Source organism: Bradyrhizobium australafricanum (genome assembly GCF_020329495.1).
In the GTDB taxonomy this organism is placed as follows: domain Bacteria; phylum Pseudomonadota; class Alphaproteobacteria; order Rhizobiales; family Xanthobacteraceae; genus Bradyrhizobium; species Bradyrhizobium australafricanum.
Window position 1 is genome coordinate 1 of sequence record NZ_JAGKJL010000147.1, and the last position, 4,547, is coordinate 4,547.

At 62.7% G+C, this 4,547-nt stretch carries 7 protein-coding genes; 4 read left to right on the forward strand and 3 right to left on the reverse strand.

Annotated features, from left to right (window positions below; all coding sequences use genetic code 11):
• Together J6525_RS45940 and J6525_RS45945 are read right to left on the reverse strand one after the other, a co-directional pair.
• Positions 1-711: IS110 family RNA-guided transposase (locus J6525_RS45940; RefSeq protein WP_225649559.1), on the reverse strand; the 711-nt coding region annotated here is incomplete at its 3' end.
• A gap of 560 nt (positions 712-1,271) precedes the next feature.
• The gene (locus J6525_RS45945) at positions 1,272-1,748 is read right to left on the reverse strand and encodes a winged helix-turn-helix transcriptional regulator (RefSeq protein ID WP_225649560.1); all 477 of its coding nucleotides are present in this window, start codon (positions 1,746-1,748) and stop codon (positions 1,272-1,274) included.
• A gap of 109 nt (positions 1,749-1,857) precedes the next feature.
• On the opposite strand from J6525_RS45945, the gene J6525_RS45950 reads away from it, so the two are divergent.
• Positions 1,858-2,631, forward strand: coding sequence for an SDR family NAD(P)-dependent oxidoreductase (locus J6525_RS45950; protein ID WP_225649561.1), 774 nt, complete (start codon positions 1,858-1,860; stop codon positions 2,629-2,631).
• 254 nt (positions 2,632-2,885) lie between these two features.
• Positions 2,886-3,044 (forward strand): hypothetical protein, encoded by a 159-nt coding sequence (locus tag J6525_RS45955; protein WP_092078167.1) that lies wholly within the window; start codon positions 2,886-2,888, stop codon positions 3,042-3,044.
• A 57-nt stretch (positions 3,045-3,101) separates the two neighbouring features.
• On the opposite strand, the gene J6525_RS45960 is transcribed toward J6525_RS45955, so the two are convergent.
• Positions 3,102-3,710, reverse strand: a complete 609-nt coding sequence (locus J6525_RS45960) for an FMN-dependent NADH-azoreductase (RefSeq protein ID WP_225649562.1) — start codon at positions 3,708-3,710, stop codon at positions 3,102-3,104.
• 99 nt (positions 3,711-3,809) lie between these two features.
• On the opposite strand from J6525_RS45960, the gene J6525_RS45965 reads away from it, so the two are divergent.
• The gene (locus tag J6525_RS45965) at positions 3,810-4,220 is read left to right on the forward strand and encodes a winged helix-turn-helix transcriptional regulator (protein ID WP_038380388.1); all 411 of its coding nucleotides are present in this window, start codon (positions 3,810-3,812) and stop codon (positions 4,218-4,220) included.
• Between the two features lie 122 nt (positions 4,221-4,342).
• On the forward strand, positions 4,343-4,547 hold a 205-nt coding region (locus J6525_RS45970; RefSeq protein ID WP_225643240.1), incomplete at its 3' end, for a transposase.

Sequence of the window (4,547 nt, forward strand, 5' to 3'; positions counted from 1 at the left end):
GAACGCGTGCGGATCAGGTGTCTTCATCACCAGCGCGGTTGCAACGATCGGACCGACCGAGGGGATCTCAGCCAGGCGCCGGCCCGTGGCATCGCCGCGGTGCCAGGCCATCAGCTTGGCCTCAACCGCCTCCAACTCACCCTCGAGCCTGGCGCGCTCCCGGCCCAGCACCACAAACAGCTCGCGCGCCAGAACCGGAAGCGTCTCGTCCTGCGCAATCCGCGCCAGCAGTGGTTCGATCGCGTCCAGTCCCTTGGGTGCGATCAGGCCATACTCCGCCGCATGGCCGCGTATCGTATTGGTCAGCTGGGTGCGCCGGACGATCAATCCGTCGCGGACACCCATCAGCATCAGCGCGGCCTGCTGCTCGGCCGTCTTCACCGGCACGAAGCGCATGCTCGGCCGGCTCATCGCTTCACACAGGCCTTCTGCATCCCGCCCGTCATTCTTGTTCCGCATCACGTAGGGTTTAACCAATTGCGGTGCCATCAGCTTCACCTCGTGACCGAGCTTGGAAAGCTGACGCGCCCAATGTTGCGAAGCCCCGCAGGCCTCCATCCCGATCACGGTCGGCGGCAATTTGGCGAAGAACTCCAGCACTTGTTTGCGCGACAGCTTCTTGCGCAGCACCACCTGCTCCGCCGCATCAACCCCATGCAGCACAAAAATATACTTCGACGTATCAATCCCAATGCGGATAATCTGGTTCACGGACGGCTCCCTTGTATGAGATCTAGCTAGACAACCTCATTCTGGCACACTGATGCCGTAGGGGGCCGTCCACACCATCAACCACCGCATTGGATTGTGAAAGGGATCGTGGCCGCAACGTCGCGCAACAATTGAGATTTGGGGTAATGGGTCCTGGCTTTCGCCAGGACGACGGTGGGGATGGACCGCAATTTAAGATGTCAAACAGCGCGGTGCGGCGAAACAGAAGTCGTGATTTGCGACCCTTCCTGGAGAAAGGAAGAACGCTAGCTCGCGCCACATCCACCGCCGTCGTCCCGGCGAAGGCCGTGACCCATACGCCGCAGCGGGTGTTGTGAATGGGACTCGTCGTCTCAGCATCGTTCAACAACCAGCATTTGTGGTTATGGGTCCCTGCTTTCGAAAGCAGGGACGACACCCAATATGGGCCGTCGTATGTGAGTCATACATCCGCATCCTCGCGACGCGAGGCGCATTCGGATAAAACGAAATATCTTCGCGGGCGAGGATTGACAAGTTTTTGGTGAGTTGCCCGTCGTGTCGTACCAGCAACCCCCATCCTACGCAGTCACGAGGCGCCGCGCGCGCTTTGCTGCAGGCCGCGGCTTGAGCGCAGTGTCGGCCGCGCCAAGCACGCGTCCATCCTGCGAATAGAGCGCGAGCTTCTTCACCGGCTTGCCCTTGTCGCGGTCGACCAGGGTGGTCGCGATCTCGTCAGGATGCTCGTCGAATTCCTCGGTCCATTGCCGCAGCGCCACCAGGATCGGAAAGATGCCTTGGCCCTTCGGCGTCAGGACATATTCCTGATAGGCGCTGCCGTCGGAGGCGGGGACCGTCTTCAGGATGCCGCGTTCGACCAGCGTGCGCAGCCGTGTGGCAAGGATGTTCTTGGCAAGCCCGAGGCTTGCCTGGAATTCGCCGAAGCGGCGCCGGCCGAGGCTGGCGTCGCGGATGATCAGCAGCGACCACCAGTCGCCGAACACGTCGAGCGCGCGTGCGACGGGACAGCTGTCGCCTGCAAGGCTGGTTCGTTTCACCGGCTGTCTCCAGGAATTTGGGCCATCACGACCTTGTGTGGTTGCAATATTAAACCGTTAGCCCTAGCTAGGCAACGAAGTTTAATAATGCAACCAACTGGAGGCGGACATGAGACTGGCGAACAAGACGGCGTTGATCACCGGCGGCAACAGCGGCATCGGGCTCGCGACAGCGAAGCTGTTCGTGGCGGAGGGCGCCAAGGTCGTCATCACCGGGCGCAACGAGGAGACGCTTGCGGCGGCATCCAGGGAGCTCGGGCCGAACGCGCTCGCGGTGGCGGCCGATGCCACCGACGTCGCGGCGCTGGAAGCCGCGGTGAAGCAGGGCGCCGAGAAGTTCGGCAAGTATGACGTGCTGTTCGCCAACGCCGGCATTCCCGGCCAGACGCCGGTGGGCGGCACCACGCTGGCCGCATTCGAGAATGTGATCCGGACCAATCTCACCGGTGTGTTCTTCACGGTGCAGGCGGTCGCGCCGTACCTCAACGACGGCGCATCGATCATTCTCAACGGCTCGGTGATTTCCGTGCTCGGCAATCCCGGCTACTCGGCCTATGCCGCGAGCAAGGCCGGCGTGCGCGCGATGGCGCGGGTGATGGCGTCAGAATTCTCGCCGCGCAACATCCGCGTCAACGTGGTGGCGCCGGGCGCGGTGCGCACGCCGATCTGGGGCGCGGCGATCGCGACGCCCGAGGCCGAGAAGATCTTCGAGCAGCGGATCGGCAAGACCACGCCGCTCGGGCGGATCGGCGAGCCCGATCACATTTCAAAGACCGTGCTGTTCCTGGCGTCCGACGACGCCGCGCATGTGCAAGGGCAGGAGCTGTTCATCGATGGCGGTGCAACGGCATCACCGGCGGGCGCACCGATCTACCGCGGATAGAGCCTTTCCGTTCCGATTAAATCGGAACGCGGCTCTGGTTTTATTTTGACGCGTTTTCTTCACGCGAACCGGTATCCACTTCGCTCGAAAACGCTCTGGTTTGTTTCTCATTGTATCGAACGGCCGGTGTGAAGCGTTTCATACCGGCCGGTTTCGCTTGCGACTATCATCGCGCGCATTGAACCTTTGGCGTACTGCCCGGACTCCTGATTGGGCGGGGAATTTTTCACCACGGAATCATTTGGAGTGCCGCCATGCCGAAAGCAGCCCGCATTTCGACGTCGATCCCGGTTTCGCCCGCATCCGAAAGTTCAGATACGACGCAGTTCGTGACGGTCGCGCTGTTCTCCGGCATCGGCCTGTTGATTTCGCTGGTCGCCGTCATCCTCGGCATACAGGGCGTCTGGTTCTGAGTTCCTCCACCTGAACGGCCTGCCGCCGCCAAGCGACGGCAGGCGCTTTGAATCACATCAGGCTGCGTTCAGATTGCCGGCGGCCTGCAGCGCGCCCGCAACCGCCTTTTCGCGATGCTCGGGGCCAACCTGGATGCCGTCGGCGGGGATGAACTCGACATTCCTGACGCCAATGAAGCCGAACACGCCGCGCAGATAGGTCTCGAGGTGCTCGAGCGCGGCCATCGGCGTGTCGGCGCCGTAATATCCGCCGCGCGAGATCGCGATGATGACGCGCTTGTTGCCGGCCAGTCCCTCGACGCCGCCGGCGCCGTATTTGAAGGTCTTGCCCGCGACGAGGATGCGGTCGATCCAGGCCTTGAGCTGGCTCGGAATCGTGAAATTGTACATGGGCGCGCCGATCACGACGATGTCGGCCGCGAGGAACTCGTCCAGCACGGCCTGGCCGGTCGCGATGTCATCGCGTACCGACGGATCCGGCGCCGCGCCCTGGCTGGCGGCGAGGTGCAGGCCGGAGAGGTGGGCGAGCGGGGTCTGGCTGAGATCGCGATAGCTGACGACGAGGCCCGGATTGGCCTGGCGCAGCCGCTCGACGGCGGCGGCGGAGACCTGGCGGCTGACGGAGTGGGGGCCGAGGACCGAGGAGTCGATGTGCAGAAGTTTCATGGCTGAGGTCACCTTTAGTATAGGTTTGTAACTGGCGCTATATGAGTGACCGTCTTAAATCTCCGCAAGAACGCACATTTTTGAAACCCGAGCACACCAATGGAACCCGAGCACATCGATGTAACCGCCGAAACCGGCCTGCCGCGTGGTCCCGGGACGCATCAGGACTGCCGCGGCGTGGCCTCGGTGCTGTCGCGGGTTGGCGACAAATGGAGCGTGCTGGTCATCATGTTGCTGCGCGATGGACCGCGCCGCTTCAACGAGCTGAAGCGGATGATCAACGGCATCTCGCAGCGCATGCTGACCTTGACGCTGCGCGGGCTGGAGCGCGATGGCCTGGTGACGCGCACGGTGTTTCCGACCATTCCGCCGCGGGTCGACTACGAACTGACCGACCTCGGGCGCGGACTGGCCGTGCCTGTGATGGCGCTCGGCGAATGGGCGTTCGCGCATCTGCCGGAGATCGAGGGCGCGCGAAACGACTTCGATGCGCGGAACGGCGAAGGCTGAGTTCGGAGCGTTCGCGTTCGGACAAGTAGACCCGTCATCCTGAGAGCCTGACTGAAAAATGGGTGAGTGATCTCAGTGGGGTGTGATTCCATCGGATTTGCAAAGATTCGAGGGAGAGCACGATGCCCTGGACCAAGATCACTCGGGAGCAATATCGGCGGGACGATCTGCGTTATGCAAGCGATATGACCGATGCGGAGTGGGCGCTGATCAGACGCCTGTTGCCGCGAGCGAACCGGCGCGGCCGGCCGCGTAAGACGGAGCTGCGTCGTGTGATCGAAGCGATCCTCTATATCGTTTCGACCGGCTGCCAGTGGCGGGCGTTGC

What these genes read in the sequence shown, in the direction of transcription:
- J6525_RS45950 (WP_225649561.1), top strand. Translation starts at nt 1,858, where the DNA reads ATGAGACTGGCGAACAAGACGGCGTTGATCACCGGCGGCAACAGCGGC.
- J6525_RS45955 (WP_092078167.1), top strand. Translation starts at nt 2,886, where the DNA reads ATGCCGAAAGCAGCCCGCATTTCGACGTCGATCCCGGTTTCGCCCGCA.
- J6525_RS45960 (WP_225649562.1), bottom strand. Translation starts at nt 3,710, where the DNA reads ATGAAACTTCTGCACATCGACTCCTCGGTCCTCGGCCCCCACTCCGTC.
- J6525_RS45965 (WP_038380388.1), top strand. Translation starts at nt 3,810, where the DNA reads ATGGAACCCGAGCACATCGATGTAACCGCCGAAACCGGCCTGCCGCGT.